We start from the raw sequence: 25,892 nt of genomic DNA on the forward strand, positions 1-25,892 counted from the left end.
TGTGAGTTATAGGATATTATCAAAATATACATTAGAAAACAATTTTTGAAAAAAAATAACATTTTTTTACATCTTTAACGTAAGGGTTGACTCTGGTTTTTCGATTATGTAAGGTTAACAAATTCTTAAGAATTCTTCACACTCGAAAGCCGTGGTTATTTGGAGTAAAGCGATAAATCTTAGACACTTAACATTTTAAAAGTATAAGATTTTTAGGTTCGCTCGAAACAACACCTTTATTAAATTGTACTTTTTACGAGTTTATTAATCTCAAAACTTGCAATATTGCCACCAATATTTCGTCCTTGACGACGGAGACGAGTATGGAAACAAATAAACTTATGACACTGGCTACGTTGGGACAGAGCCCTTGGTATGACAATATAGATAGAAGGCTAATCCAGAACGGAGAGCTTAAGAGGTTTTTTGATCTCGGTATAACAGGTGTGACTTCTAATCCAAGTATATTTGAAAAAGCCATCATTGGTTCTTCAATTTACGATGAAACCATACAAAAACTGGCTAAAAAAGGAATGTCTCCTCTAGAGATCTACGATATTATTACAGTACAGGATGTGCAGTCTGCTGCTGACCTTTTATCAGGTGTTTATGACAAGACTCAAGGCATCGATGGTTATGTGAGCCTTGAGGTCCTTCCAGAATATGCCGACGACCCAGTAAAGACTATCTATAACGCCAGGAAAATACATAAACAAGTGGGAAGACAGAATCTCATGATTAAGGTGCCTGGAACAAGGGAGGCGCCAGAGGCTATAGAGGCATTGACCGCCGAGGGTCTCAACATCAATGCAACTCTTCTTTTTTCTTTGGAGCACTATGAACAGTGTGCCATGGCATACATAGAAGGGTTAAAGCATAGGTTAAAAGACGGCAATCCTATTAATACTGTCTCTTCAGTGGCAAGCGTCTTTGTGAGCAGACTAGATACGGCAATTGATAAGGTACTGGATCATTCAAACGCAAATCTAAAAGGTAAGATTGCAGTTGCCAATGCTAAAATGATCTACCGGAGATTCAAGGAAGTCTTTTATGGTGAGATTTTTGAGGATTTAAGATCTAAAGGGGCTAATATTCAGAGAGTCCTTTGGGGCAGCACAAGCACTAAGAATCCTGAATATAGTGATGTTAAGTATGTTGATGAATTAATTGGCAAAGATACGGTTAATACCTTACCTCACAAGACACTGGAGGCGTTGCTTGACCATGCCACATTAAAGCCAACTATAGAAGATAATCTGGACAAGGAGAAGGCGCACTTAACAGAGTTGAAAGGTTTGGGAATAGAATTGAATAAGATATGCGATGATATTCAAGAACAAGGCGTTGATGCTTTTTGCAGTTCTTTCAACCAGTTGATCAATACCATTGCATCAAAAATGAATGTGAATTCTCAATAATATCACATTCCCCCGATAACACAGGAAAAATGGCTACCCCACGACTTGTGAAACAGGTACGAGATCAACCTTGCGCTTGATATTGGGCAGATCCTCCCTGAGGACTTCCAGTGTAGTGGCATAAGGATGGCCGATGCCAATAGCATACCCACGCGTCTTAGCAACAGAGACAAGCCGCTTAATTTGAAATCGAATAGTCTTTGTGTCTTGAACGTGATCCAAAAAGACATTACGGCGGCCAAATTTAAGTTTCAGGAGTTTTGCTGCCCCAAGGCAATGCGATTTTGGACTAGTTAAACTGTCAACAAAAAAGAGATTGCGTTTTTTCAGAACTGTAAATATCTGTCGCATCTTAGCTGAGTCTTGTGTCAACTTGGATCCCATGTGATTATTCACACCCACGATGTAGGGGACAGCATCGAGGTTCTTGTTAAGTTGATCCAGAAGTTCCTCCGGGCTCATGGAAGAGATCAATGCCCCTACTCCTGGGTTCACATGCGGATACTCTATTGGTTCCATTGGAAGATGAAGGAGCACATCTCGACCCATTTTATGAATAGCCGAAGCAATTTGCTGTTGAAAGGGACTGTTTGGAAGGACAGAAAAAGATAAAACCCCGTCAAGCTCCAAGAAGTTGGACGCCATCTTTGTGTCGTATCCCATATCGTCAATGATGATGGCAACACGTGGGAGACCGGGTGGGTGGGAAGGGGTCGCTGCCTTTTCCACGAACGGAAGAAAGACAAGACGATGTGTTGGGTGTCCGTCAATTGACACAGTAAGAATTATTTTATGACTTGGTCCTCCTTTGAAGCTCAGGGATGTTCCCTGAACCCTACCAGAGATCTCCCTGGAAAATATTGCCTTTAAGGTCTTCCTGGATAGGGCTTTTCTAAGGCGTACTTGCAGTTCAGAGTAAGTCCACTGGTCCGCATCATCCCATTTGGTTTCCACTGAGTTGAATTGGACATCCTCAGCAGGGACACCTAAGGCTAACAGCGCATCGCACATGCGTCGATCAAACTCTTTTATTCTGGCTTCTGTTCCGTGGGAGGCGTAGGTTTCAAAAAGAGGCGCCTTACTGCTCAGCCTTGAAGAGAAAAGCCGATAGATCCCAAATCCGGAAACTCCAAGTAAGAGCAATAGGCCGATAAGATAAACAATTAGAGATTTGGTTGGTTTTTTCTTTGAGACCTTTCTGGATGAGGCCATTCGTCTGTTATCTACGAAGGTTGTGTTCTTTCTGCCAAAGATCTTTGATGTAGTGTTTTCTGGTTAGTGTTTGTCCGGGGTAAGTCTAAAAGGACGTCTTTGAAAATATTTGCCAACTTGTGAGAATTTCCAGGGCTCTTTTGGCCTGATTGTCCTTTGTCAGCAGTTCTTGAACCGCTTCAGATGGCTCCTCGCCAAACACCTGCCCCATATACCTTTTTTTACTACCTTTTTCCGACACACCCTCATCTGGTTCAGCCGAGATATGGTTTAAAAGATCTCTCTCTTGGATATGATGTTTTTTCTCAGTGTCGATTTGCTGAATGAATCTTTCCTCCACAACAACATCAGGCTTAATCCCTTCTGCCTGTATTGCATGGCCATTTGGCGTGTAGTACCGGGCGATGGTGAGTTTCAAACCGGACCCATCACGTAACGGCTCTACGGCTTGGACAGATCCCTTTCCGAAAGAGGTGGCGCCCAAAATAAGTGCGCGGGCATGATCTTGCAAGGCTCCAGCTACGATTTCTGATGCGCTCGCACTTCCTTCGTTGATCAGGAGGACAATGGGGTAGGCATGTTTTTCTTTGTCGGAATGAGCAGAATATACCTTGGAGTGGGACCCGGACCTCCCCTTAATAGACACGATCTGTCCTTCTTGCAGAAAGGTGTCCGCCACCTTAACGGCCTGTTCCAGTAAGCCACCAGGGTTGTCCCTAAGATCGAAGATCAGACCTTCTAATGGCGTTTCACCTGATTCCAGTTCCACCAGAGCTGCCGTTACATCGCCGTAGGTTCGGTCCCTGAAGTTCGTAATCCGCAAATAACCGTAACCAGGCTTAAGGGTATAGGAACGTACACTTTCCAACGGGATAACATCACGAACAATCTTGAATTCTATAGGCTCGGGAGCCTCTTTTCGCCAAACCGTAATTACAACAGTGCTTCCCTTCTTTCCTCGCATTTTCTTGACGGCTTCCCAAAGCTTCATCTCTTTTGTGTCTTCCCCGTCCACATTAATAATACGGTCTCCAGCCTTGACACCGGCCGTGTGAGCGGGAGACCCCTCAATAGGGGATATCACTGTCAATTGGTGGTTTTGCATAGTTATAACGATGCCTATACCACTGAATTCTCCTTTAGTGTCTATCCGAAGTTCCTTGTAGGCTTCAGGCGACAGAAATGATGAGTGGGGGTCAAGAGATTTCAACATACCCTGAATGGCGCCGCGAATCAACTTCTTGGAATCTACCGTGTCCACATAGTTTTTTTCTACGATATCAAGAATATCGCTAAATATCTTGAGCTCTTCATAGGTCTTCTCTGTCCCTGCCAACAGGTGTTCCTGAACTCCGGCGGAGCCAAGCCACAGACCAGCAGAGCAAAGAAGAATTACACAGATGAATCCTTTGTATTGTTTTGGCAAGAGTCTCATAAGTCCTCCCGGTTATCTCCAGACTCGACCAACAAGCGAGTCTGGAGGCATTCGTACTAACATGCCGAAATCATTTTTGGTGCAGGCAATAACCATACCATAGTCAGCACAGAGAATAAACCACTATTAAAGCTATATTCAATTTGGAAAATAAGACCCTTTAGACCTGGATTCTCTACTCTTCGAGCTCTACCCCCATAGCCCAGTCAAGCTCTGCTTTGGATATGTTGTATGTCCTCAATGCATTATAGTAATTCGTCTGTGTCTTGGTGAGAAGCGTTCGGGCGTCGAGAACCTCTGTGGATGTGGCCACTTGCTCTTTGTAACGATCTTCACTAATCCTGAAGTTCTCTTGGGCCTGTTCCACGGCCTTTTTTACCGTTACTATGTTCTTTTCGGATTCTTTCAGTTTGAGGTAAGCTACTTTTACCTGCTGCCGGATGTTGTCCTCGATTTCAGTCCTCTTGAGCTTTGTCTGTGCCAAGCGCCTCAGTTTTTCCGTCACCCCGTAACGCGTTTTTCCCCATTGCCAGAAAGTCCAAGATGCGGTTGCTACAAGATCCCATTCTTCTTCATCGGCAATACCTGTTCCGCCATTTAGTTCTGGGCTGTCGCCCCTGCTGTAATAGTTTGCCTGAAGGTCTATGGACGGGAAGTAGTCCTTCTTGGTCAAGCGCACTTGTTCTTCAGCGGTCTCCACTTCCAGGTTGGCAATGAGTCTCTCGGGTCTTCGTCTCAGAGCTGTTTCCACACACTCCTCATAAGCGTCGGTGAAAGGCTCAAGAGTCATGACATCCTCTATAAGCACGGGCGCATCAATGGGCCGTCTCAGAATGGTGTTGAATTGCGAATTTGCAAGTTGAACATTGTTATCTGCCACCACGAGGTCCTGTCTGGCATTGGCCAGTTCAACCTGTGCCTCGAGAAGATTATTTTTCGGTATCATACCCACCTCATAGAAGTTTCGGGCAACTTCTGCGTGGGCTGACAACTGGGTCACAGCTTGTTTAGCAACACCTTGGAGTTTTATCCTCTGAAGAATTACAAAATATGCACGTTTAACCTCCAGAATGACATTATAGCGGGCTTGCTGTTCGAGATATCTTGTAACATCAAGGCCCAGGCGAGATATATTGTGCTCTGCTAACCGAGAAAACCCAGAGAAGATCGGTTGGTCGAGGGTAGCCACAAAAGCGTATAGATTTTCAGGGCTTGTGAAAACACCTGGGGCAATCGTTTTATCCTCATCCAACCGCATGTACGTGTAGCTGCCGCTGAGCTTGGGCAGAAATTCTGTGAATTGCTTTTTCTTATTTGCTTCGGCGGCAGCAACCTCTTCCTTGGAGATCAGTATCTGTGTGTTGTGTTTCAGGGCGTAGTCAACACTTGACTTTAGTGTAAAAGCCGACGTGGGTTGTTCGCCTCGACAAGGCCAGGGCAAAGAGACGAAAGCCACAAGAAGAAAGAAGAGGATCTTCTTTACAAAGGCTGCTTGGTCCGAGGGCAAACGATAAGGTTCCATGGGTTAACTGCCTCCGAGATCTGAAAAACCATATTGATTAATTTAAACGCTGTTGATATACATACGTGAAGGTGCGAGGAGTGCCGGCAATGGTTTTCCTTGCACAAAGAGCCTCCGCTGAACGTGCAAGAAAAAGGGCTTCTTCCTGTTTGGCGGGGGTTTCTTTGTCTGGGTACTTCTAATACCATGGTGCTATGATTTCAAGCCCTATCTGTGATGGAGGGAAAACCACGTCCTCTGTGCTAGGTTAGAGACAAGTGGCCCCACCTCAGAGTTTTGCTTTTTGGGAGTGCGGATAACCAAAGCAGGGTCTTCTGGCCCCGGATTTCTACTTCAGGTGCTTCCACACAAGCCTCACCGCATCCAACATTGGACATGCCCAAGCTCGGCAAGGCTTTGCGGGCACAGTTACATAGCAACTGCCGCCTGGATAACCCTTGCTATCAAAACTCGGGCACGACATCCGATTTCTTGCCAGGCCAACTGCTCTTTGCTACTGTTTTTATAACACGGCGTCGGCTCGGCTGGGTTTGCCTCCCCGGATTTGGGCGCATTGGTCCCCATTTGGTTTTCAACCTCCGATTCTGCTGGAAATAGGCAACATGTGGTAACTCCGACTGTTTTGCAAGGCGATTTATGATTTCCAGATTCCTCACCTTCAAATCCCGTGCCAAGCCCTGAAGGCCAACCAATGTTCTAATATTTATGATCACTTGTCTCACATGCACTTAGTCCTGGTGTAGAATTGTTTGGACCTTGCCAGTAAGAGCATAGGTAAGAATTTCCTGTCGTGCACATATGCCTTGCAATCCTTCGGGGATAGTATTAAACGCAGATGCAAATGAGGTTTTGTTCCTATTACGGGCCTTGGGGAAAAACAGCCAGGCACGGCTTTGGGGAAGGAGCTAACATGGCAAAAAAAAAGAAACGATTAACAAGAAAACAACTTCTTAAAGAGCCGGATGAGTTTCTGACTTTTTCGGCCAAAATGATCCAGTTTGCAACAGAGAACCAAAGACGGATTTGTTATGCCTTGATCGGATTGGTTGTTGTTATGCTCGTTTTGGGGGCATTTCGATATTTCTCGAATCTGTCAGAACGCAAGGCCTATGCTCTATTTGAGGAAGGGCTTGTTCACTATCTTGGGCAAGTTTCCGGGGGGAAGTCAGCCCACTTTGACGAGGCAGCCAAGGCAAAATTTGCCGAGGTTCTCCGTAATTATCCATCAACAAAGGCTGCTCAACTCAGCTTACCGTTGTACGCGGACATTAACTACAAGGAGGGTTTGTACGATGAGGCCATTGAGCTTTACAAGGGGGCGCTTGAGGCTTTTTCAGAAGAAGAAGCTTTCCAACAGCTCATGTGGAACGGCCTGGCATATGCTTACGAAGGGAAAAGAGATTACAGCTCTGCGGCCCAGTGTTTTCAGAAGTTGACTCACTCTGAAAGTGGATTCATGAAGGCGGGGGCCTATTTCAATCTGGGCCGCATTTATGAGACCTTGAACAATCGGGAAAAGGCCATGGAGGCATACAACAGGGTGTTCACTGACTTTCCTGCCTCTGTCCACGGCAAGATAGCCGAAGAAAAGGTCCTTGGCCTCAAATGGTAGATTTTTCTTGACACAACGAGGAAAATCCAATAATAGTTCAAACATTATGAAACAGTACGGTTTTTTTGCGGATTTTGTGAAGGCCTTTTTTGGAGGTTTCCTCTTCTTTTTTAGGAAGCCTGCCCATGGGTCTTCCTAGGTCTGAAGCCGGCTGACAGATAGAGACCATGGGTAGGCGAAGGTGGGCGCCCCGTGGTTTTTTTGTGTCCACAATTAAAAAGGCCATGGGGCTTGGCTCCATGGCCTTTTTTGGGCCGCCAGGGCGGGCTTGCCGTAAAAGAACTGGATGGCGCGGGAACAATACTCTTTAGAGGAGGTATCAGATATGATTTACGATGAGGAGTTTGAGACCCTGCCGAGGGAGGCCCTTGAAGCCATTCAGTTAAAAAGGCTCCGGGACCTGGCAGAAAGGGTGTACGCCATTGTTCCTTTTTACAAAAAGGCGTTTGATGAACAGGGGGTGAAACCAGACGACATTAAGTCCCTCGAGGACTTGCCCAAGCTCCCCTTTACCATGAAACAGGATTTGCGCGACAATTATCCATTTGGCATGTTTGCCACGCCAATGGAAAACGTGGTACGGATCCACGCTTCCTCCGGCACGACAGGCAAGCCAACCGTGGTGGGCTACACGCGCCGGGACATTCGTACATGGTCAGAGCTCATGGCTCGCACGCTGGCAGCCGCAGGCGCACACAAAGGCGATATTGTCCATAATGCTTACGGGTACGGGCTCTTTACCGGTGGCCTTGGTTTCCATTACGGCGCTGAAAGACTGGGGGCTTCGGTGATTCCCGTGTCTGGGGGCAACACCAAGCGACAGATTTTGCTCATGAGAGATTTTGGCGCCACGGTCATCACCTGCACACCTTCCTACGCCCTTCGCCTGGCCGATGTGGCGGCTGAGGAAGGGGTTGATTTTAAGGCGCTAAAGTTCAGAGTCGGGGTTCTTGGCGCTGAGCCCTGGACTGAGAATATCCGAAATGAAATTGAAAGCCGGCTTGGTCTTGATGCTGTGGATATCTATGGCCTGAGCGAGGTCATGGGGCCCGGTGTGGCAGTGGAGTGTGTGGAGGCCAAGCACGGGCTGCACATTTTTGAGGATCATTTCATTGCCGAGATTATCAATCCGGAAACCGGCGAACCCCTCCCGTACGGGGAGCCCGGAGAGTTGGTCTTTACCACGCTTACCAAAGAAGCTTTTCCGCTCATTCGCTACCGGACCAGAGACCTCTCTGTGTTGCATCGCGAACCCTGCAGATGTGGCAGAAACCTCGTCCGCATGGGACGGATCACGGGGCGTTCTGATGACATGCTCATCATTCGAGGTGTGAATGTTTTTCCGTCCCAGATAGAGAGTGTCCTTATGGCCAGAAAGGAAGTGGCGCCCCACTATCTGTTGATCGTTGATCGCAAAGAGCGCATGGATACACTGGAAGTAAATGTTGAAATCAACGAAGAGATCTTTTCCGATGCCGTGAAGGATCTTCAGAATATAGAAGGGGATATTGAAAAGGACATTAAGGATCTGCTGGGGGTGTCATGCAGGGTTCGCCTGGTAGAACCCAAGACCATCCAGCGCAGCGAAGGAAAGGCCCAGCGAGTAATAGACAAACGCAAGACTTAGGAAAGGAGGCAGTTATGCGAGTCGAACAGATATCCATATTTCTGGAAAACAAGGCGGGCAGGCTCGCCGAAGTCACCCGGGTGCTGTCAGGGGCAGGAGTGAATATCCGGGCCCTCTCCTTGGCCGACACATCTGATTTCGGCATTTTGCGTCTAATCGTCAACGACAATGACAAGGCCAAGACAGTTTTGAAAGAGCACGGTTTCACCGTGGGAAAGACTGATGTTGTAGCAGTGGAGGTGGAAGACCGGCCAGGAGGGTTGAGCAGTATTCTGAATATCTTGAGCAAGCAGAATATCAATGTGGAATATATGTACGCTTTTGTTCAGCACAGCGGAAAGAACGCAGTCATCATCTTCCGTTTTGATGATATTGATACCGCAGTCAAACTCCTTCAAGAAAACAATGTAAAAGTCCTTGAAGGCAAAACCGTATACACGCTGTAGGTGTCCATGGTGGCCACCCACAAAATCCAATGAAAAGGAGGACAACAGCAATGAAGGCAAATCTTAGTGTTGGCAAAGGGGCGGTGTGTTTGTTGGCCGCCGTGGTTCTGGCGATTTTCATCCTGATACCCGTGGTGCAGGTGTCTGCTGCTGAGGCTTACAAGGTGGGGGCGGTCTTCTCAGTGACAGGGAGGGCTTCTTTTTTGGGCGACCCTGAAAAAAAGACCGCTGTAATGCTCCAGGAAGAGATCAACAAAAAAGGTGGTATCAACGGTCATCTCCTGGAACTGGTCATCTATGACGACGAAGGCGATTCGACCAAGTGTGCTCTTGCCGTGCGGAAGCTGATCAGCCAGGATAAAGTCTGTGCCATAATTGGTCCCTCCTTAAGCGGACTTTCTTTGGCGGTCCTTCCAGAGGCAGAAAAGCACAAGATACCACTGGTGTCATGCGCAGCCAGTTACAAGATTGTGACCAAGAATGCCGAGACTGGCGAACAGTGGAAGTGGGTCTTTAAGACCCCCCAGTCTGACAGCATGGCGGCGGAGGCCATCTACACGCACATGAAAAAGCATGGCATTTCAAAGGTCGCCATCATGTCTGGCACCACCGGTTTTGGTGCAAGCGGACGGAGTGAATTGTTACGGCTGGCTCCCCAATATGGCATCACTATCCTAGCAGACGAGAAATACGGTCCAAAGGACACGGACATGACAGCTCAGCTCACCAAGATCAAGGGAAAAGCCCCCCAGGCCATTGTGAACTGGTCAATTGGCCCCACACAGGTGGTTGTGGTGAGAAACCGCCAAGAGTTAGGTATGAGCAATATTGTTCTCTATCAAAGTCACGGTTTTGGGAGCCGCAAAAACATTGAACTTGCCGCAGGCGCTGCCGAGGGCGTCTACTGTCCCCTGGGGGCCTGCAATATTGCCGAAGTGCTTCCGCCAGCTCATCTGCAGAAAAAGGTCACCATGGAATACCTTAAGGCCTATAAGGCAAAGTATAACGAAGCCCTGTCATCCTTTGGAGGTCACGCCTGGGATGCCCTTGCTATGGTGACCAAAGCCCTGGGAGCCGTGGGCTCGGACAAGGCCAAGATCAGGGATTATCTGGAGAACCTCAAGGGCTATGTAGGACAACATGGCGTATTTAACTTCTCGCCCAAGGACCATAACGGTCTTACTAAAGAGGCCTTCCAGATGGTTGTGGTAAAGAACGGAGACTGGGCATTGACCGATTAATCGGTTGGGCCGGTTAGCCAGTTGGCCGGTTTTGCCCGTTCACGTAACTTGTCAATAAGCTTGTTTGAGCCTATCTGTTGCACAGGAGTGAAATGATACGAAAGATCATGGATCGATTGATGAGATATCTTAGGACTGATTGGCCAACTGGCGCGTCTACTGGCATAACGGGCGAACAGGCACAACGGGCATAACCGGCTTAACCAAGATTATGGAAGAGATTTCTTTTGCAAGCCAGCTTCTTCAGTACGCCATAACCGGTGTCACCATCGGGAGTATCTATGCCATGGTGGCTATCGGGTTTAACATTATTTATAATGTTACCGAGGCCATCAATTTTGCCCAGGGTGAGTTCGTCATGCTGGGGGGGCTGGTCATGGTATTTTTGCGGGTTGCCGTGAATATCCCGGTGATATTTTCCCTACCCCTTACGATCATGCTGGTTACAATGGTGGGCATTCTTCTGGATCGACTAGCCATCAAGCCCCTTTCCAAACCATCGGTTCTTGCCATGGTCATTGCTACGATTGGGGCGTCTTTTTTTATCAGAGGAGCCGCCATGATGCTTTGGGGGAAGAACCCTTTTGACTTGCCCCCTTTTTCGGGCCGAAACCCTATCTCTTTTCTGGGGGCCGTCGTGCAACCTCAGGGCTTGTGGGTCGTTGGTTTCCTGTTAGTGGTCGTGGTCGTGCTAACTCTCTTTTTCGACCGCACCATTCTTGGAAAAGCCCTCAGGGCCTCTGCCGTGAATCCGAGCGCATCCAGTCTCGTTGGCATAAATGTCAAACATATGGTCCTTGTCTCCTTTGCCTTGAGTGCAGCAATTGGTGCCCTGGGCGGGATCGTGATAACGCCGATATCTCTTATGGAATACGATAGAGGCGCCATGCTTGCGGTGAAAGGATTTTCGGCTTGTGTTCTTGGCGGTATTGGGAGTTTTCCGGGAGCTGTGACCGGCGGTCTCCTTATCGGCTTGATTGAGTCCCTTGGGGCCGGGCTTGTCTCTTCCGGATACAAGGATGTTTTTGCTCTTTTACTTCTGCTTCTTGTTCTGTTTGTGAGACCGAGCGGTTTGTTGGGAAATGCGGAGGTGAGCAAAATAAGGAAGTTTTGACCTCACGGCGTGGGGACTTTTTTGCGAAGTAGTGATGACGAGGAGTTACAGATTGGCAAAAAACAGGAGCGCTGTGCATCTGACAATCTTTGGGGTGTGTCTGTTTCTATTTCCTTTGCTTGCCCGATGGATCAGTTTTTTAGTGCATTACGTGGATGTCATGGTCTTTGTAGGGATTTATAGTCTTGTAACAGTTGGGCTCTGTCTTCTCATGGGTTATGCAGGCCAGATATCCCTTGGCCACGCCTCGTTTTTCGGGTTGGGGGCCTATGTTTCAGGTATCATAACGGCAAGGTATGGCGTGAATCCATGGTTTTGCATCCTCCTTGGCATGGTGGTCTCCGGGGGTGTTGCTTTCATAATTGGCGCCCCATCTTTGAGGCTGAGAGGGCACTACCTTGCCATGGCTACCCTGGCTTTTTGCATAATTATCACGGTCATCTTCAATGAGTCCATAGCGTTTACAGGAGGTCCTGACGGGCTGGCTTTCATTCCGGGCATTAGCATTATGGGGTATGCTCTCGATTCGGTCGTGAAATACTACTTCTTTGTCTGGAGCGTGGTGCTCATGGTGCTGTTGCTTTGTCTTAACATTATCCAATCAAGGGTGGGCAGGGCCCTGCGGTCAATACACGGCAGCGAGTTGGCAGCCAGCGCCGTTGGGGTGAACGTTGCAAAATACAAGATCTATGTTTTTGTGCTGTCTGCCGTGGTGGCCTCGGTTGCAGGCAGCCTGTATGCCCATTATTTAAACTTTATCAACCCTGCGAGCTTTGATCTCTTTGTCTCCATCAAACTTCTTATTATGATCATCCTGGGGGGCATCTACAGTCTTTGGGGGGCCATCCTGGGCGCCGTGCTGATCACTTTTCTCAGTTATGAATGGCTTCACTATTTTGAAGAAGCCGAGGTCATGGTGTACGGTGCCATTGTATTGATCATTGTGATCTTTCTCCCGGGCGGGGTGGTAAGCATACCCGAAAAGGTCAGAAGCCTGTGCAGGAGCTCAAAGCTCAAAGTTGAAGGGTGAAAGCGAGAGGCTCAAAGCTGAAAGCTCAAAGGCCAATACGTCCTCTGCACCTCTATCACGTCTTTTACAATGGGGGGTATTGTCCCTTGTTCAAGGGACTCCAAGTCGTCCTTGGTCAGTATGCTTTCCCGGGCAAGTTCCTTAAGTACCGCCTTGACTGATTCTCGAAGTCCTTCCAGGTGATAGCCTCCCTCGAGAGTAATGGCCAGCCGGCCAGAGCAATATGTTTGGGCAATCTCCATGATAACACGAGTAAGGGCAGCATAACCCTTTGGTGTGACCTTCATCCCCCCCAGGGGATCATCCACATAGGTGTCAAACCCAGCAGACACCAGGATAAACTCAGGCTGGAATGCGCTTGCAACAGGAGTGAGGATCTGTTTGAAAATTTGGAAAAAATCCGTATCTCCGTGGCCCGGCCATAACGGCACATTGACGGTATAGCCCTTGCCCTTGCTCTGTCCCACTTCCGCGAGATCGCCGCTTCCCGGATAGTAAGGGAACTGGTGTGTGGAAAAGTAAAGGACAGCGGGTTCTTCATAAAAGCTGTTTTGAGTGGCGTTACCATGATGCAAGTCCCAGTCTACGATGAGTACTCTCTTAACCGAATGGATGTTCATGGCATAGAGGGCGCCGCAGGCCACATTGTTAAAGAGGCAAAAGCCCATAGCGCGGTCACGTTCTGCATGATGTCCCGGGGGTCTTACCAGGGCAAAACCGTTTCTTACAGTGCCGTCAAAGATCTTGTCAACGAGGCAGAGCAGACCGCCAACTGCCAGTTCAGCCGCCTGAAAGGACAGGGGGGTTGTTTGGGTATCAGGGTCCAGAGACGAATGGGGCTTTCCGTCTGTGGCGGCGACCCTTTGGATGTGAGACTCGCTGTGGACCCAGGCAAGCTCCTCGCGGGTGGCTGCACGGGGCGAGATTGCAACGAATTTTCCAGCCATCTCTGCCTCATCCAGCATGTCATAAATCACTTCCAGACGCTGTGGGCTTTCAACATGGGGATAACCGGCAAGGTGCTGTTTGTAAATGTCATGGCGGACCACGCCCGTGCTTGACGACATGATGCCTCCCTTGATTTCTTGGTCCCTGGTTACTGATGAGTTAGTTGCGCGTTTGAGTCTGTAACATGCTGGCTTGTAACCCGCAACACCTAATGACCCCAAGGTCACGGCAACGCCAGGGGAGTATTAACGATTTCTTATCGGCCCCAGAATACCCTTGCAGAGCCGTAGGTTCAAACCCTTAACGCATAACGACCCGTAAAAGGACTGGTTTTTTTCTTGTGTCTTTGCTAAAATTTTTATCAGATTGTAAGAATTCCTATTGCACTGAGGGTGAGGCGCTAGGCGCGGAGGTGTGGATTGGCGAAAATTGATGTCCTGCTCAACATGACGATCCAGCATGGGGCCTCAGATCTTCATGTTTCTGCTGGTGATCCGCCCATGCTCCGTATTGACGGGCGGCTGCAGCGTGTCAAGTATCATGACCTTACTCCTGAGGAGACAGAAGTAATTCTTCTGGAGATGCTCGACGAGGAACAGGCGGGTCTTCTCAAGGCCAGAATGGATATCGATTTTGCATATGAAATGGAGGGGATGGCACGTTTCCGGGCAAACGTTTTCATGGAGAGAAAAGGCTATGCCGGCGCATTCCGACTAATTCCCACAGAGATAAAGACCTTAAGAGAGCTCATGCTCCCGGAATCTATCCACTCCCTCGCTCGCGTCAAGAACGGGCTCGTGCTGGTAACCGGGCCAACAGGATCCGGCAAATCCACGACACTTGCCGCCATGATCGATTTGATCAATAAGGAACATAATCATCACATTATTACCCTGGAAGATCCCGTCGAGTTCATCTATCCCAGGGGGAAGTGCCTGATCCACCAGAGGCAAGTAGGTTTCCATGTGGAGAGTTTTTCTGGCGGCTTGAGGGCCGCGTTGCGCGAAGATCCTGATGTCATCCTTGTAGGGGAGATGAGGGATCTGGAGACCATACATCTCGCCCTTACCGGAGCAGAAACCGGGCTTTTAGTCCTCGGCACCCTCCACACATCCAGTGCTGCCAAGACCGTTGATCGCATCATTGACGTGTTTCCAACAACTCAGCAACCGCAGATCAGGACCATGCTCAGCGAGTCCATGCGAGGCGTGGTTGCTCAACAGTTGTTGAGGAGATCCGGCGGAGAGGGCAGGGTTGCTGGGGTGGAAGTGATGATATGCAACCAGGCTATCAAGAACCTTATCAGGGAGGGCAAGACGTACCAGATCTTTTCAGTGCTACAAACGGGCAAAGCGGCTGGTATGCAAACCCTGGAAGACCACATCAAGAAATTTGTAGAAGAAGGCGTGGTTAGCCAAGAGGAAGCAAATCTTTATATCCAGAAAACAGAGGGAGCCTCCTAGTGCAGTGTGTTGAAAGTTCAGTGCACGATTTTGCCAATTTAACATAGTTATTTATGAAACAAGGTACTAGCAGCAGAATGGCTGACACCTCGAAGCTCAGAAGTCATCTCCTGAGTAGCGGTCGATTGACCGAGGATCAGTTCTTGCAGGCGGAAGACTACGCCTTGACGCGGAAGATATCCGTGGAGGAGGCGCTCCTTTTTCTCGATTTCGTTGACCATACTTGGCTGGGAGAGCGCCTTGGCAAGATTTACAAAAAGCCTTACCGTCCCCTCATGACAGAACCGCCTCAGGATTCTGCCAAAGAAATAGTCCCTCTCAAGTTTGCCGAGCGCTGGAAGGTCTTCCCTGTATCCCATAACCCTGAAGAGAACCTCCTCACCATCGCCATGGGTGATCCGGAGGATGGTGAGATAGTTGGGCAGCTTCGAAGCATCTTGCCGGCCCCCATCCGGCTCGAATTTACGGTGGCTTCGACAGCCGAGATTGAGGAGGCCATAGAAGTTCACTACAAGGGCAAGGCCTACGCGCCGACTCCCGAGCTGCAGGTTCCGCAGGACTTTACCATTCTTGCCGACCAGCAGAAAAGCAAAGAAAAGATCTCTCTGGAAGAAAGGGCCCCTAGCCAAAGCAAAGTCCTCCTCCTTGAACCTGATCGTGCTCGAGCCAGCGCCCTGAGAACCATCCTGCGTGGCGAAGGTTACCCTCACGTAAAATGGGTAATGTCTCCACAAGAGACGGTCAAGGCCCTTAAGGGGGAAGCCTCTGACCTGCTCTTGGTCAATGGTCGTTTTTTCCAGCCCCGGGGTTCTTGGCACAGGGATATCTGTCAAGAAATCAAACTTCCGCACGTCTCGTATTACGACCTTGCTCCGGTCCTGCTGGGCCAGGAGTATTCTTACCGCCAGATGAGCGAGGCCTTTATCGGCTTGACGGCTTTTCTTGTCAGAAAGGACCTAAAGGATGATCAGGGCCAGCTTCAGGAAATACTCATGCGGGTAAGATACTGCAAGCTCCTGGCCTTAAGACTGGAGTTGCGCCCTGGCCAGGTGGATGGCGCCGTGCTGGCAGCATGGCTTTCCGCAGGGGCAATCGGGACGGAACTGTTGAGTCGCGTCGTTACGCCCTATCGTCTGGAAGAAATCGTTGAGCCGGAACGGCGCGGGGAGAATGTCGAGAGGGTGGAAGCGGCTATCCTCGACTTGGTGAAGGAGTATCAGGACCTAAAGGGGGCTGACCCTGATGTGGCCAAAGACATGAGCAGGGTCCGAAGAATGCTGAGCCCAAAATCGTCTTCTCCCGAAGCCGAAGCCATACTGGAAGCCTTTCTCCATCTTATTCAGGACGAGGAATTCCTGAGAGAAGTTGATCAGCCTGTTGGCCGTATTATTGTCGTGGATCCAGCGCTGGGACAAGGATCCAGCATGGTTCTTCGTTTGAGTAATGACGGCTACGAGGTTGAGGCGGTGCCGGACCCCCGCAAGGCCGTGGAAATCATGTCGAAATCCAAATTTGATTTGGTTATTTCCGAGGTGAACATGCCGGGCGCTGACGGGCTGAGATTCTGCCGGGCTTTGCGAAAAAACGCCATGACTGCGCATATCCCGTTTTTCTTCGTGACTGCCGAAGAAGGCGAGAGGCTTCCAGCGGAGTGTCTGGAAGCCGGCGCTGATGATTTCCTCAAGAAGCCGGTCGATTTGGAACTGCTTTCTCTTAAGATTCAACGTTTGCTCGCCATGAGGAGCCCCAAGGAATCAAAGAGAGGCGTGAGCGGGTCCCTAAAAGAGATGAGTTCCACGGACTTTATTCAGAGCCTTTCAGCAGGAGAAAAGGATGTTGAAATCAGCCTCGAACATATGGGCGAAAAGGGCAAAATTTGCATGCAACGGGGCCAGATTATTGATGCTAACACGGGAGGCTTGACAGGAGAGGAGGCCTTTTACAGGCTCATGACATGGGAAGAAGGAGAGTTCCAGATAATTCCCTGTTCCAATTTTCCGGCTCGCACCATCCATGCCCCTACCATGTCCCTCTTGATAGAGGGCGCACGTCTTATTGATGAGGCAAGGGATGAATGAGTTCAGGAGAAAATCGTGTTCAAGATAGAGACGATCAAAAAAGGGGCGGAAGTCTTTTTCTCCGACGGGAGCCATCTGTCCGGCAACTTTTTTGTTTTACCACGATCCCCGAGTCGTGCAGGCAGCGAGCTCATATCCGAGTTACTCAATGGCGATAGGGACTTCGTGCCTCTGGAGTTGGCGGAAGGCGAAGTCGTCCTGCTTCAAAAGGGATGTGTTGTAAAGGTTCTTTTGGAGGGAAATGAAGTCAACAGGGATCTCCCTTACCAAAAAAAAATCGAAGCTCAGGTTTGCTTCCTTTCGGGTGACAACATGGATGGCAGAGTGTATCTGGATCTGCCGGAAAGCCACTCTCGTCTGTCCGATTTTCTAAACTACAGCATGCAGTTTTTTTGCCTCGAAGCAGAGGACAAGGAGTATCTGATAAACTCCCGGTTCGTCAAGATGGTCCGCCCCAGCCTATCAGAGTGATAACAGTCCGCTCTGGCCCTCCTCTGGTTTTCCGCAAGACCAAATATGTCTCAGTGCAATTGCCAGGCATGATTCCTGCAGGGAGCACTCGGATAGTCTTCAGTCGAAAGGTAGAGGTTCGTCCATGGACATTGCATCTCTGATCGGGGTTATTTCAGGCGTTATGCTGGTCATCTCCGCCATATTAATCGGCGGCAGTGTTCATAATTTCTTTAATCTGCCCGGATTCATGGTTGTGTTCGGCGGGACAATAGCTGCAACCTTTTTGACTTTCCAGTTAAGGGACGTATTGTCTGCTTTCAAAGCCGCTTTTTTTGTGTTTTCAGAAAAGAAACGAGATCCGAATGATATGATATCAACCATGATTTCACTTTGTTATGTCACCAGGAGAGAAGGGATTGTCAAGTTGGGCGGCGTAAAGACACAATCAGTTTTTCTGAAAAAAGTGTGCAATCTGATTGCTGATGGTTCTGAGGAAGAGCTCTTCCGCAAGACAATGGCAATCGAAATGGAGGCGATGAAGGCGAGGCACTTCATGGTTCAGGACGTTTTCAAGAAAATGAGTCTTTATGCCCCTGCTTTTGGCATGCTGGGGACACTTATAGGCCTGATCCAGATGCTCAGCAGATTGCAGGAGCCGAGTTCCATCGGGCCGGCCATGGCCATAGCCCTTTTGACAACCTTTTATGGCTCGCTTCTCTCCACGTTGTTTTTTCTGCCCGTTGCGGGAAAATTAAAGTCCAGAACGCTCTTGGAGCTTATCAACATGGAGATCATTACGGAAGGAGGCATATCGATTCTGGAAGATAATAATCCGATGTTGGTATATGAGAAGCTCTCATCTTACGTAGCTGCCAGAATTCGCAGGCCCATGAAACGAACAACGCAAAAGAAAGATGGATAAAGCCAGTCAAACCCTTTCTGAAATAATGGAAGAGGAATCCACGGTAGGGTGGCTGGTCACCTATGCGGATTTGATGACTCTCCTTCTTTGCTTTTTTGTCCTTTTGTTTGCCATATCGACTATGAATCTTGAGAAATTCAAACAAGCCCTGTCTGCAATTCAAATAAGCCTCGGAGAAAAAGCCCCTCCAGTGGGTCTTCTGGAACTGGTTGTTGACTCTCCCCCTGCGGCTATCGGTCTTGCTAAACCGAGTTCACGGGCCGGCCCATCGGAGAAGAAGATTGTCCTGGAAGATTTGATTGGGCTGACGTCGAGGGATATTTACAGGGATGTGCAGCATTTTGTTCACAAAAGCAAACTGAGTGATCACATCGTTGTCTCCATGGATGGATCAAAGGTTATTATCCGCGTGACAGGCAAGGTCCTTTTTGAATCCGGCATCGCAATCCTCAACCTGGGAGCAACCCCGATACTGGACGATATTGTCGAAATATCAAAGCGTTATCCGGAATACAATGTCCGTATCGAAGGTCATTCCGATAATATTCCTATTTCAACGGCGCAGTTTCCTTCGAACTGGGAGCTATCTGCGGTTCGAGCAACAACAGTGCTTCGCTATCTCATTGACGGAGGTATAGACCCTAACAGACTGACGGGAACAGGATACGGATCATTGCTTCCACTGGTACCAAACAACACGGACAGCAACAGAGCACGCAACAGGAGGGTGGAGTTTGTTTTGGAAAAGAAGCCAGAATGATATGGGGATAATTTCTTCCGACTCAATTGATCGGCGATCCTCATACCGGGTCCGCCCGCTTTCCACAGAACCCATACGAATAGAGTTTAAGGGAAAGACGCTCTTTGTAAAGGATATCAGTGCCGGTGGGCTATCGTTTTGCAATGACAATTTTGCGGCAGGAGACTCCCAGTTAATTACTCTTGATTTGCCGGGGGAAAACGTAACCATAACTGCAAAGACGGAAGTCATCAGGATCGACCGGCAAGGCGTTTGCCATTGTCGTTTCGTAGGGTTAAGTGATGATTTAGTCAATGCAATCCATCAGTATGTGATGGCAGTTCAAGTAGAGGAAATGCGGGAAAAAAGACGAGATTCACGCCAGGTCTCTCAGTCTGGAGACATGACTATCTAGAGATATAGCCTCTTTTCCTTCTCGACTACGTCAATTATGTCATAAAGAATGTTGGGTATTTTCCGCTGAACCCGCTCCCATGAAACGGTTTGAGGGGTTTCGAAAAGCTGCTCTCTGTTCTTTTGAGCTGTGGCCGCAATGGCCTGCAGTAAACCTGTAGCCAGGAAAGGTTCGAATGCTTCGTGGCTTCCCACAAAAGTGCTGAATCGGTCCACGAGCCGATATGGCGAAATGAGCAGATCACCGGCATAAAGGATGGCGTCTTTGACCATCCCGTGAACCATTGCCTCTTCCAGGTTGGTTTCATAATGCAGACCCGAAAAGGCCGCGTTATCCGCGTACATTTTGATGAGGCTGTCTGCCACATCCAGATACGTTACGGTCAGATCTCGAATAAAATGATCTGAGATCTCCAACCCCTCTTCAATAACCAGGGCACTCAGAACTGTCGTCACAATATCAACTACCATCTTATGAAGACCTTTTTCCGGGTCTTTTTCCGACAGGAGCTGGTGTTTGTGATCAAAGGGTTCATGAGAGATTTCCACTTGAGCGATATTGGTAGCCTTTCGATAGACTTCAATGAGCGTAAAGATTTCCACGCCCCAATTCATGGCGAAATGCATTCGGTTAAGGAGACTGGTATCAAAGACAACTTCACCTGAAAGCTGATAGTTGAAATTCAGAAGGAAATCGACCAGGCGTAGAATTTTTGCCTCATTGGTATCCGTGAATTTTCGCTTCAAAGCGATGAGCAAAGGATCAAGCAGGAGTCTTTTGACCCGGCCGTACATTTGCCTACCCTTCAACCGAGCGTAGAACGCTTTGGAAAACTGATAATTCAGCACCTGAACCGGATAAAAGAGCCGGTCCAATTGCTCTCGTCGGAACGTACGGATGTCGGCATCAATGAGCCCGACACTCTGAGCTCCCAGGGCAATGGCTATGCCGAAGGAAAGGAACATGTTCCTACCCTTGCCTCGCACATCAAGGCCGAAGCCTGCCTCAGACAACTGGTCATAAATACCTGAAAAACCAAGGCCATCGTTGTACTGGATGAGGCAGTTTCTTAAGTCATAGCGATGAATGAGGCGAGCGAGTTCGTGCACATCTTCCGTCTCGGCTTGATCGAGACCAAAAATGATTCGAGAAAGGTACGAGGCAGAGCGGAGTTGTTTGAGGATGTTTTCAAAAACAGGGCGATTTGCCGTATCCCCATATTCGGATGCCAGCAGGGGGACAACAAGTACGGCTTTTTTCCACTTGCAATGATGGCGAAGTTGTGATTTTAAAGTAAGGTTGGACTTGCTGAGGAGATAGAAGGCCGTAACTTTGGTGTGCTTTTGAGCGAAATTCGACATTGGTCATCTCCCTTTTTGTTTCACATGGAAAACCTGGTCCTTTGGGCTAAGTCAGAGTGAGATGGCTCTGCCTCAGGGGGTTCCGTAGCCGGGCCCTCCTGGTCATGCATGGCCTGCAACATCGGCAAGCCGAGCCGGATCGATACCCAGGAGCCTGGCAGCCTGCTCCCACCGCTGCTCAACAGGGGTTTCAAAGAGAATAGCTTCATTGGCAGGACAGGTCAGCCAGGAATTGGCCATGATCTCAGATTCCAACTGGCCTGGCCCCCAACCCGCACACCCGATGGCAAGTATGAAAGATTTGGGTCCTTTCCCTTGAGCAAGCACTTCCACGAGATCTCTGGAATTACTCAAAGCAAGGGAAGGGGTAACCGGACGGCAGGCTTCCCAGCCAAAGGGAGGACCATGCAATATGAAAATCTGTTCCGTATGCACAGGTCCCCCCAGGTGAAGAGGAAGGGAACTTATTTCGGGCACGGATTTCAGGTTCAGTTCCTCGAATACGGCTTGCGTGATCAGTTCCGAATGGACACGGTTGATGACCAGACCCATGGCCCCCTCTGGAGTGTGCTCTCCCAGATAAGTCACGCTTTGGGAAAAATTCGGATCCAGCAGGCTGGGCATGGCAATCAGGAAGTGTCCTTTCAGGGATGTCTCGTATGCTTTTTCCTGACTCATTGTTCCTCCAGGATATTTCATTCCAGCGTGTTATCAATCAGGTTCTTGGAAGTCAGATCGTACCAGCTAGTTTAACATCTCTAATTCATGAACTGCCTGGTGTCAACACCGCAAATCCCCCTGTAAGGGAAACGTCAAAGTCGCAAGCAATAAAAGAAGTCATGATCACAAAAGGTATATTTCGTCATTAATGAGTAAAAATATCAACGAAGCGCAATGGCCTCTGTTTTAGATCCTGGAAAAGCCCTGGTGGTTCATCATGAATCTGCCAGCACCCAAGAGGCCGACGCTCGCGCCATGGCATCCTTCCGCAAAAAGCATCTCAAACATCTCTTTCTCAAAAGCAGGTAACCGAAAGATTTGAATTTTCCGGCCTTTTCTCCAACCTGCAGACCTTGAGAAACACAATGAAAAGGGTGTTCTTGAGTGCTTTCTGTGACATTCTGTGATGTTTGACAAAAAAGAAAAAGGCTTGCAACTTATTGATTTCCTTGCAAGCCATTGACTTTACATGGAGGTGGCAACCGGATTTGAACCGGTGTATAACGGTTTTGCAGACCGCAGTTTCTCAAGCGCAACTACTTGTTATATATAAACTATTCAACATCGCAATTTCCCGTGGTGTGAATTTTGGGGGGACTTGGACCGAGGCAACCACTCCGGGGACCACAGAAAGGATTTGCAGATGCCCTTATCCCCACCTTGCCAGTTTGCTGGCGGTGTGATAGCTGTTTCAGATAGAAACAACTCCCAGAATCAACATCATGGCAAATAAATCTATAATCGGCCAACGATCGGTTTGAGTTTCGATGTTGCTAGGTATCTTTAGACAGGCTTGACAGCCACTTCACCGGTGATATTTACGGGATAGACAAAATCTGAAGCTGGTGATCAACCGCCAGGGACACTCCAAAACAACGGCTCCTCCTAAGGGGTAGAGGCCACTCATGTTCCTAAAAAGACAGCCAATATCAGAATTACACGGAATCGGTTCCGCTTTTGACGGTCAATATCAGGGTTATTCAAAACTTTTTTCCAGATTTGCCAATCAATATCAAGATTATGCGGAATCAGGTGTTCTGTATAATCACCGTTTTTATGTTGAGCTCAACATAAAAAATGATTGGGAATCAATGCCCAAGCAAAACACTGAGTTTGTGTATCGACCGCGATGCTGCCGAGCCGATCTAAAAAGTTGACTCGATCAGCGTCCTCTCGGAATATTTTTCTGTGCTCTATTACCCTGATGATTATGTGATGGAACGCTCCAGGCGCATCTATCCTCGCTTTTCTTGGCATTTAAGCCCGACACCAACTTTCTTCAACCAGCGTAAAGCATAAAATCATAGACTGTCCCCAAGTCCCAAACGTCCCCAAGTCCCCCCCTGTTACCAGAGCAGCATCTCTTGAAACTCAATAATTAAGATGCTATCCTAAGGTTTCTCTCATTCTCCACAAATTTGACAGACTGCAAAATTGTCCAGAATTCACCTCTACCGTTTTCCCCGCCTAAATATTCAACTACAACTTGCCGAGAAGGAATAAATACATATTCCTGGCACTGGGTTGTGTCAGATTTCTCCGACCCGGTAATAACATAAAACTCTTTTCGATCGACCTTCTTTGCCTCTCTGTTAACCGACACAAATTGCAGCTTTTCTAATCTATGACTATAAGTGTCAAAAAATTGGTCAGGAGTTAATATCTCAGTTCTTTTGAACAGAATTATACTATCCCTTTTAGGATATTTTACTAGTACTAAGCTCTGTTCTTCTACGTTCTTGACAAAGCTATATGGAACTGTGACTATCATTTGCTCAAAAGAGACTTCTCTAGGAGACGTCAAGTATAAATAACAAAGTGAAATACTGTTGCTTATTCTGCTATTGGTTAATTTATCTCCCACTATTAGCATTACGGAAACCGCTAATAATGCTGCAACCAAAATGACTACTTTTGTCTTCATGGCCTTAAGATGGAGTACTATAAATGGGTATGTGATTTATAATAATATCAATACCACGCCAGTAAAGTGCCTTTATTACAGTCCTTTGCGATGGAATAATCTTTTGTGCGCTCAGTTATTAATAGCATGGCTAATCTGTAAGAGGTACATGAACGCGCCAACGGATTGCTAATATTTGGGTTTGCACGCACCATGATTTTCAAGTTGCTTTAGCAAGTCCAAAACGTCGTTTAGAATCTCAATAGCTATCTCGGATTTAGTAGTTGGGGGGAGCCCGCCAATAGTTGTTCCAGGAGGGGCATTTCTAATTGCCTCCAGTAACTCACTATAACCTTGTTTTTGAAGTTTCCTCTTAATACTGTTTATGACTATCGCTCTCTCAGTATCTTGCTTCCTCCATGCCTCATCCTCCATTTTGTCGAGTTTTTGGTACATTTCGCCAGTTTTTGCTGCCTCTTTAAGTGAATGAAAAGCAGCCATTAAACCATTATCATCAACCAAATTAACCGGATCGTTGAGACAGTACCCATAGAGATCAGTATCTCCACCAGCAAACAGTATCGGATCCTTAGCCGTCCATCTCCCAGTATCTGGATCATAATCCCTGTAGCCGAACCTTACAAGGCCGGTATCTCTGTCGTGCAGTCCTCCTGCAAACCCAAAGGGGATCGTAAAAGATGAATTTGTATCATCGATGCTATTCCCAAAAGAATCATAGTCAATTCCCTTGACCACATTACCCGAGGCATCGGCAACCACCCGCAATGACCCCACCTGGTCATAAGTCAAGTAGTAGGTGGCGCCACCCTGGGTCATGGCAACGGGCATTCGGCCGTCGGCATATTCAAAACGCATTATGAGGTTGTCGCTTCCGTCAAATACTGCCAGAAGCCTAGTCAACCCATCCCAAAGGTATTTTTCAGTGGTGACATCATTGTATACCTTTGCAATTCTCCTGCCAAGAGGATCGTGGACGTATTCGATTACGGTGCCGTCCGGCAGGGTCACACCAAGAAGCTCCCCGCGAGAAGAGTAGTCGTAGGTGGTGACATGTGCGCCATCCGTCTTGGTGGTCAGGAACCCATCCACGTCATACTGGTAGGTCGTGCTTCCCGCAGAGAGAAGATGATCCTCGTCAGAGTAACTAAACGTCTTTCCAGCGATGCCCCGTAGAGTGTTCATCTCATAGGAACGGGTGCCGTTTAGGTCATACTGGTACTCCTCCACCAGGTTACCATCCTTGGTGACCGTGAGAAGCCTTCCCATGGCATCGTAGGTATAGGCATAGCTTGAAGTAAGCCCGTCTGCCGTCTCCGCCTTTTCAGTTATTCTCCCGTTATCATCACGAGTCAGCTCCCATAAGGTGAGGCTGCTACCATTGACGACGAAGTCCTCTTCCTCCACCTCACCGTAGCCGTTAAAAGTGCGGGCCAAACTCAAAGCCCCGCCAGTGACGGCTTCAGGCAGACCATTTCCCGCATTGCGAAAGATCGCAAAACCACCGGCACCGGTCAAAAGACCGTCATCGTCGTAGGTGTATACATGGGTGTCGCCGGCATATGTGAAACTGGTCAGGTTAAAGTCGTTGTTGTAGGTGTACTCCAGGGATTGATTCAGGATACCGCTCAAGGTCTCGGACGTAACAAACTTTCCGTCATAGCCGTAGACGATCAATTCTGTGCCTTTTGTGATCGACCCCACCTTGGTGCCGCACAGATAGGTGAGATCAATGTTTCCCTCCGGCGTTTGGATCTGCTCCAGCCTGCCGTTAGCATAGATGTTGTTGATCTGGTTACCTGAAGGAAAGTTGGTCTGGATGAGTCGTCTGTCCTTGTCGTACACGTAACTATAACTGCCGCTTAGCGGCGTCTGGTAAGAGCTGTTTCGATTGACCGCGTTATAACCGAATCCGTGGTCAATGGTTGAAGGATTGGTCAATACCGTCATGTTGCCGTTTTGGTCATACGTAAAGCCAACCGTGGTGGTGTCCGGCCGATTGATCCCAGTCATGCGGCCCACGGCATCGTAGGTGTATGATGTGGTTTGGTTTTCGGGGTCGGTAATGGAGTCAAGGAGCCCCTGTGCGTTATAGACAAAGCTGGTTTCCCTGGTATTCGTTATAATCGAAGTCAGCCGCCCACGAGTATCATACCCATAGGTGGTGTCATGAAGACCCGGGATGGAAAGGCTACTCGTTAGAAGGGTTGCAGGA

Annotated in this window: 21 protein-coding genes; 13 read left to right on the plus strand and 8 right to left on the minus strand. The window is 48.4% G+C overall.

Features of this window, described 5'->3' with window-relative positions:
• The first annotated feature begins 323 nt into the window (after nt 1–323).
• Complete coding sequence (tal, locus tag JW883_09035; GenBank protein MBN1842405.1) at nt 324–1,418, plus strand: transaldolase; 1,095 nt, start codon at nt 324–326, stop codon at nt 1,416–1,418.
• A 33-nt stretch (nt 1,419–1,451) separates the two neighbouring features.
• On the opposite strand, the gene JW883_09040 is transcribed toward tal, so the two are convergent.
• The 3 genes from JW883_09040 to JW883_09050 form a co-directional block, all read right to left on the minus strand.
• Complete coding sequence (locus JW883_09040; protein MBN1842406.1) at nt 1,452–2,630, minus strand: divergent polysaccharide deacetylase family protein; 1,179 nt, start codon at nt 2,628–2,630, stop codon at nt 1,452–1,454.
• A gap of 85 nt (nt 2,631–2,715) precedes the next feature.
• A complete protein-coding gene (locus tag JW883_09045) occupies nt 2,716–4,065 on the minus strand; it encodes a S41 family peptidase (protein MBN1842407.1) in 1,350 nt (449 codons plus the stop codon).
• Nucleotides 4,066–4,240: 175 nt separating this feature from the next.
• The gene (locus JW883_09050; GenBank protein ID MBN1842408.1) at nt 4,241–5,587 is read right to left on the minus strand and encodes a TolC family protein; all 1,347 of its coding nucleotides are present in this window, start codon (nt 5,585–5,587) and stop codon (nt 4,241–4,243) included.
• Nucleotides 5,588–6,497: 910 nt separating this feature from the next.
• On the opposite strand from JW883_09050, the gene JW883_09055 reads away from it, so the two are divergent.
• From JW883_09055 to JW883_09080, 6 genes are all read left to right on the plus strand, one after another.
• Nucleotides 6,498–7,199 carry a tetratricopeptide repeat protein gene (locus tag JW883_09055; protein MBN1842409.1) on the plus strand — a complete coding sequence of 234 codons (702 nt, stop codon included), beginning with the start codon at nt 6,498–6,500 and terminating at the stop codon, nt 7,197–7,199.
• Between the two features lie 286 nt (nt 7,200–7,485).
• Nucleotides 7,486–8,826, plus strand: a complete 1,341-nt coding sequence (locus JW883_09060; protein MBN1842410.1) for a phenylacetate--CoA ligase — start codon at nt 7,486–7,488, stop codon at nt 8,824–8,826.
• A gap of 14 nt (nt 8,827–8,840) precedes the next feature.
• The gene (locus tag JW883_09065) at nt 8,841–9,272 is read left to right on the plus strand and encodes an ACT domain-containing protein (GenBank protein MBN1842411.1); all 432 of its coding nucleotides are present in this window, start codon (nt 8,841–8,843) and stop codon (nt 9,270–9,272) included.
• Nucleotides 9,273–9,322: 50 nt separating this feature from the next.
• Nucleotides 9,323–10,513, plus strand: a complete 1,191-nt coding sequence (locus JW883_09070) for an ABC transporter substrate-binding protein (protein MBN1842412.1) — start codon at nt 9,323–9,325, stop codon at nt 10,511–10,513.
• 220 nt (nt 10,514–10,733) lie between these two features.
• Entirely contained in the window at nt 10,734–11,627 is an 894-nt protein-coding gene (locus tag JW883_09075; GenBank protein ID MBN1842413.1) for a branched-chain amino acid ABC transporter permease, read from the plus strand.
• Nucleotides 11,628–11,679: 52 nt separating this feature from the next.
• Nucleotides 11,680–12,657: a branched-chain amino acid ABC transporter permease gene (locus JW883_09080; GenBank protein MBN1842414.1), complete on the plus strand. Its 978-nt coding sequence runs from the start codon at nt 11,680–11,682 to the stop codon at nt 12,655–12,657.
• 11 nt (nt 12,658–12,668) lie between these two features.
• Here the strand turns inward: JW883_09080 and JW883_09085 are convergent, their stop codons facing one another.
• Nucleotides 12,669–13,724 (minus strand): histone deacetylase, encoded by a 1,056-nt coding sequence (locus JW883_09085; GenBank protein ID MBN1842415.1) that lies wholly within the window; start codon nt 13,722–13,724, stop codon nt 12,669–12,671.
• Nucleotides 13,725–14,024: 300 nt separating this feature from the next.
• On the opposite strand from JW883_09085, the gene JW883_09090 reads away from it, so the two are divergent.
• From JW883_09090 to JW883_09115, 6 genes are all read left to right on the plus strand, one after another.
• Nucleotides 14,025–15,068 carry a type IV pilus twitching motility protein PilT gene (locus tag JW883_09090; protein MBN1842416.1) on the plus strand — a complete coding sequence of 348 codons (1,044 nt, stop codon included), beginning with the start codon at nt 14,025–14,027 and terminating at the stop codon, nt 15,066–15,068.
• A 77-nt stretch (nt 15,069–15,145) separates the two neighbouring features.
• Nucleotides 15,146–17,146: a response regulator gene (locus JW883_09095; GenBank protein ID MBN1842417.1), complete on the plus strand. Its 2,001-nt coding sequence runs from the start codon at nt 15,146–15,148 to the stop codon at nt 17,144–17,146.
• A 15-nt stretch (nt 17,147–17,161) separates the two neighbouring features.
• Nucleotides 17,162–17,617: a hypothetical protein gene (locus JW883_09100; GenBank protein ID MBN1842418.1), complete on the plus strand. Its 456-nt coding sequence runs from the start codon at nt 17,162–17,164 to the stop codon at nt 17,615–17,617.
• A gap of 124 nt (nt 17,618–17,741) precedes the next feature.
• A complete protein-coding gene (locus tag JW883_09105; protein ID MBN1842419.1) occupies nt 17,742–18,521 on the plus strand; it encodes a MotA/TolQ/ExbB proton channel family protein in 780 nt (259 codons plus the stop codon).
• Nucleotides 18,514–19,281, plus strand: coding sequence for an OmpA family protein (locus tag JW883_09110; GenBank protein ID MBN1842420.1), 768 nt, complete (start codon nt 18,514–18,516; stop codon nt 19,279–19,281). Before JW883_09105 ends, JW883_09110 begins: the two co-directional genes overlap by 8 nt.
• Nucleotides 19,256–19,675: a PilZ domain-containing protein gene (locus tag JW883_09115; GenBank protein ID MBN1842421.1), complete on the plus strand. Its 420-nt coding sequence runs from the start codon at nt 19,256–19,258 to the stop codon at nt 19,673–19,675. Before JW883_09110 ends, JW883_09115 begins: the two co-directional genes overlap by 26 nt.
• Here the strand turns inward: JW883_09115 and JW883_09120 are convergent.
• The 4 genes from JW883_09120 to JW883_09135 all read right to left on the minus strand — a co-directional run.
• Nucleotides 19,672–21,036 (minus strand): hypothetical protein, encoded by a 1,365-nt coding sequence (locus JW883_09120; GenBank protein ID MBN1842422.1) that lies wholly within the window; start codon nt 21,034–21,036, stop codon nt 19,672–19,674. The genes JW883_09115 and JW883_09120 overlap by 4 nt on opposite strands.
• Nucleotides 21,037–21,138: 102 nt before the next feature.
• On the minus strand, nt 21,139–21,714 hold the full coding sequence (locus tag JW883_09125; GenBank protein MBN1842423.1) for a YqgE/AlgH family protein: 576 nt from the start codon (nt 21,712–21,714) through the stop codon (nt 21,139–21,141).
• Between the two features lie 1,420 nt (nt 21,715–23,134).
• On the minus strand, nt 23,135–23,680 hold the full coding sequence (locus JW883_09130; GenBank protein MBN1842424.1) for a hypothetical protein: 546 nt from the start codon (nt 23,678–23,680) through the stop codon (nt 23,135–23,137).
• Between the two features lie 168 nt (nt 23,681–23,848).
• Nucleotides 23,849–25,892, minus strand: a 2,044-nt coding sequence (locus tag JW883_09135) for a hypothetical protein (protein MBN1842425.1), incomplete at its 5' end; no start/stop codon positions are given.

The sequence above is a fragment of the Deltaproteobacteria bacterium genome, assembly GCA_016930875.1.
GTDB lineage: Bacteria > Desulfobacterota > Desulfobacteria > Desulfobacterales.